This is a genomic window from Algoriphagus aquaeductus, assembly GCF_003253485.1.
GTDB lineage: Bacteria > Bacteroidota > Bacteroidia > Cytophagales > Cyclobacteriaceae > Algoriphagus > Algoriphagus aquaeductus.
Genome location: NZ_QKTX01000038.1, coordinates 1 through 2224 on the forward strand (window position 1 = coordinate 1; position 2224 = coordinate 2224).

Genomic DNA, 2224 nt, shown 5'->3' on the forward strand with positions numbered 1-2224 from the left:
GTATCCATCCGAAGAACCACATCTTGAAGGGTAATGGAATGGGGACTAACGTTGCGGGATGGAAAAGACTATTCATGACACCTATCGAGAGCTGTTTACCAATTGGCAGCAATCCGGACTGAGTAAAGCTTCATTTTGCCATCGGGAGGGCATCTCCAAGGCGAGCTTTTACTACTGGAGCAAGAAGTTTGCAACCGATCTTCCCGCTTCCAATTCCCCGGTTGGATTTTCCAGAATCGAAGTTGCTGATCCTGTCTTGCCTACCCCGGTAGCCAGAATCACCTATCCAAGCGGAATCAGTGTGGAGCTTTTTGGGCCCTTGGATCCCGATCGGATCAAGGCCTTGCTTGTCTAATGCTGGCCTTATCGAGCGTTACCCGGTACTTTCTGTATGGGGAACCCACCGATATGCGGTTTGGGATCAACTCCCTGGCCGGTCTGGTTCGTAACCGGCTGGGCTTTGATCCCATGAGCGGAGACGTTTTTTTGTTTTTGGGCAAGGGGTCCAATCAGATCCGCTTGCTTCAATGGGACAGAGACGGGTTTGCCATGTATGTCAAGAAGCTGGAGCGAGGTACTTTTGAACGCCCAAGACTGAGCGGAAGCGCCATCACAAGCAGTCAGCTGACCCTGCTTTTACAGGGGGTAAAGCTCGAATCGGTGAGCTACAGAAAGCGCTATGACCCCTTAAAAAGAGGGTGAGAAAAGACAGTCTTTTTCTCGGAAAAAGTGCCTTGATTATGCTCAGAACGGCATTTTTTCACCTATCTTCACATCATGGAAGACAGGGAAAAAGACTACAAAAAGCTCTACGAAGAGACCCTGTTGACCCTGTCGGAGAAGGAAGAATTGCTGCTCTGTAAAGAGCAGGAACTGACCAGAAAAGAAGAGATCATCTCTGACCTGAAGTTTGAACTGGACAAGTTTTTAAGACAGCTTTTCGGAGCCAAAAGTGAAAAGCGCGACAGCCAAGCGGGCGAAAACCAACTCGGACTTTTTGAACTCGGTACCACCCGGGCCCAGCAGGAGGAGCTTTCCCAAGCTGCCGCAGTGATCGCAAAGCCGACTCCCAAGAAAAGAGCCAAAGGCACCGGCCGTATGCCGCTTCCCGAAGAGCTCCGAAGAGAAGAGATCGTCATCGAGCCTTCCGAATCTATCCAGGACTGTGTGAAAATCGGAGAAGAAGTCACCGAAGTATTAGAGATCATTCCCGCTTCCTTCTACGTGAAGCGCTATATCCGTCCCAAGTACGCCAGACCCAACGGAGAAGGCATTCTGATCGGAACACTCCCTGACCGGGTGATTGAGAAAGGCATCCCTTCCGAATCGGTAGTGGCCCACATGACGGTCGAAAAGTACGTCTACGGCAAACCGCTCCACAGACAGCTGGATCAGTTTACCAGAATGGGAGTCCGGGTTCCTGCCTCTACCGCCTCTGACTGGATCATGGCCGGATGGGAACAGCTGATACCGCTCTGGGAGCTTCATCGAATGATCGTTCTCAACCAAAAATACCTCCAGGTAGACGAAAGCCCGATCAAAGTCCTGGACAGGGACCACCCAAACGGAATCCATCAGGGATACATGTGGCTCTACCATGCCCCGGTAGACCGGCTGGTCCTGTTTGACTACCGCCGAGGCCGGGATCAATCCGGTCCCAAAGCCATGCTGGCAGACTTCAAAGGCATCATCCAGACCGATGGGTACAAGGTCTATCATGCCCTGTTTGAAAACCATCCCCATATCCATCTGACTTTCTGTATGGCCCATGCCCGCAGGTACTTTGTCCATGCGGTCAAGGACGATGAGAAGCAGGCCAACTATGTGCTGGACGAAATCCAGAAACTCTATCTGCTGGAGGAAAAGTTGAGAGCTGAAAAATCTACGTGGGAACAGCGAACTCAGGCCAGGGAAAAGTATGCCGAGCCGATTCTGGAAAAACTGGAAAAGTGGCTGGAGCAAAACCGATACAGCTACCGGCCGGTCAGTCCCATGGGCAAAGCCATCGGCTATGCCTACACGCGATGGGCAGGACTGAGTGCCTATACCCTGCACGGGCAGATGGAAATCGACAACAATCTGGTGGAAAACGCCGTCCGACCCCTGGCCATCGGCAGGAAGAACTACCTGTTTGCAGGATCACATCACGCCGCCGAAATGACCGCCGCCATGTACTCCTTCATGGCCAGTTGCAAAAGAAACCACATCAATGAGTTTGAATGGC

3 protein-coding genes are annotated in these 2224 nt (G+C 51.9%); all 3 read left to right on the forward strand.

Features of this window, described 5'->3' with window-relative positions:
- Positions 1-58: 58 nt before the first annotated feature.
- Positions 59-355: an IS66 family insertion sequence element accessory protein TnpA gene (gene tnpA, locus CLV31_RS21630; protein ID WP_111395172.1), complete on the forward strand. Its 297-nt coding sequence runs from the start codon at positions 59-61 to the stop codon at positions 353-355.
- On the forward strand, positions 355-702 hold the full coding sequence (gene tnpB, locus CLV31_RS21635) for an IS66 family insertion sequence element accessory protein TnpB (protein ID WP_111395173.1): 348 nt from the start codon (positions 355-357) through the stop codon (positions 700-702). The genes tnpA and tnpB overlap by 1 nt, the downstream gene beginning before the upstream one ends.
- A gap of 75 nt (positions 703-777) precedes the next feature.
- On the forward strand, positions 778-2224 hold a 1447-nt coding region (gene tnpC / locus CLV31_RS21640), incomplete at its 3' end, for an IS66 family transposase (protein ID WP_111395174.1).